Annotated in this window: 2 protein-coding genes; both read left to right on the forward strand. The window is 55.2% G+C overall.

Annotation, left to right across the window (positions count from 1 at the left end; translation table 11 throughout):
* Positions 1 to 390 precede the first annotated feature (390 nt).
* Positions 391 to 1218, forward strand: a complete 828-nt coding sequence (locus G6N74_RS30395) for a hypothetical protein (protein WP_165121722.1) — start codon at positions 391 to 393, stop codon at positions 1216 to 1218.
* 155 nt (positions 1219 to 1373) lie between these two features.
* Positions 1374 to 1526: a tautomerase family protein gene (locus G6N74_RS30400; protein ID WP_312857956.1), complete on the forward strand. Its 153-nt coding sequence runs from the start codon at positions 1374 to 1376 to the stop codon at positions 1524 to 1526.
* The last annotated feature ends 123 nt before the right edge of the window (positions 1527 to 1649 follow it).

A 1649-nucleotide genomic window follows, 5' to 3' on the forward strand; every position in this document is an offset into this window, starting at 1 on the left:
ACGTTCGAGTGGCTGTTCCAGAGGTTTTCCACGGCCCTACTCGACAAATGGCTCAAAGAATTGGAGCTTTTCCAGCCTTAGCCTCGTCCGTCCGCCGTCCTGATTGCCGCCTGCAGGCCAATATGCTTTTCTGCAGCCATGCCAAAAATGACTAGCAAAATGGGTTACAAACAGCTCCTCGGGAGCGACATCACGCTGTTGTCGCGTGATCGGCTGCTAGTGGATAGAATCTAACGCATGGTACCCTCCCACGAACCGGTCCTTCCGGCTCGCGGTAGGTCGCCGGTGCCTTGCCCATCAGCAAAAATTCCGAATGCCGCGAGAGGGTGGAGGCTGTGTGGAAACGGGCTGATCTGGTAACGGTCCCACAAGGATAGGAGGTTTCGGAGAATGCTTAAGGTGCCCGCGGCTAGTGAGCTCGTCTATATCGGCCCACCGCCGGGCTGGGACCCCTCGTCAAGGCTTGCCTTTTATGGCGAAGAGGAAGCAGAGCAATACCATCACCAAAATGCCAACGTGCAGTTCAGGGTTAGAGACAAGAGCCGTGTCGCGTCCTGGGTTGAGAGATTCAAGCAATTCGGGCTGAACTATATCAATTTTGAAGGCGAGCTCAGCGCTGAACTTAGCACCCTTTTTCCCGAGATCGCTTTCGGCTTTTCGATGTTCGGCACCAAGTCGAGCTGCAAATCCTATGACGGGCCGCCCTGTAGGCTGGACTATATTTGGCTCGACAAGCATCCGATCTATTTCACGCGAGTCGATTTTCCGTCTTTGCGCTTCCTGTCAGCCCGGGCCGATGGCAGTGGCAAGCTTCGCGCGTTCATCGGCGACAACGCCTCGTTGGAACATCTGGGGATCATCGGCTATGATGAGGAGGTCGTGAACAGTTGTGGCAGCATTTGTTCCATCCAGATCGCCGACACAAAGATCGAAACTGTAAACCTGATGTCAGATAATCCAAATATCACGACAGCCTGGCTTCATAACTTGTCGGGGCTCTCCACTATCGCGTTCCTTGAGAAGTGGCCATTTTTGAAACATTTGAAGATTTTCTATTGCCCGAAAGTGACGGACTTCAGCCCTCTGCTCGCATTGCCAAATCTGGAAAAAGTCGAGGTTGTCACTAACAAGCCGCCGAAGGATCTGAGCTTGCTTCTCGAACTCCGGAAGCGCGGCGTAGAGATGGGCGGCGGCTTGCGATTGCCGGACAATAGCTGACCTGCGCAGGAAGTGCCTGCGGATTTCTATGCCGTCTTGCCCTTTGCGAGCGCTTGGGGGAAGTTCTCATGTCGAGGATTGGGGAGGATTGGCATGCCCATCGTTCGCGTTGAGATCGCCAAGGGCGTTGCCTCGGTCGATCAGAAGAAGCTGTCATCAAACGAATGACTGATGTGCTGGTCGAAGAGTTGGGACGGAACCCGGAATTCGTCTTCGTCGTGATCGATGAGGTCGCTACCGACAACTGGGGCCGCAAGGGCGTCTCGCTGACGGAGCTGTCGCAACAGGCCGAGGGCGAGAAACCCTAGTCCTTTCATGCCGCCCCCTTGTCGAGCCCGCCGTTAGAACCGACGCTCTCCGAGTTTGAGCCAGGCGGGATGACCACTTCCCCACGCTGCTGAAAATATCCAGCACGACGGACTGTAATCCAC

Origin of the sequence: Mesorhizobium zhangyense (assembly GCF_011045115.1) — a bacterium.
Lineage (GTDB): Bacteria > Pseudomonadota > Alphaproteobacteria > Rhizobiales > Rhizobiaceae > Mesorhizobium_M > Mesorhizobium_M zhangyense.

Bases quoted from the DNA above. Each gene is read 5' to 3' on its own strand.
- G6N74_RS30395 (WP_165121722.1), top strand. From the start codon at position 391: ATGCTTAAGGTGCCCGCGGCTAGTGAGCTCGTCTATATCGGCCCACCG.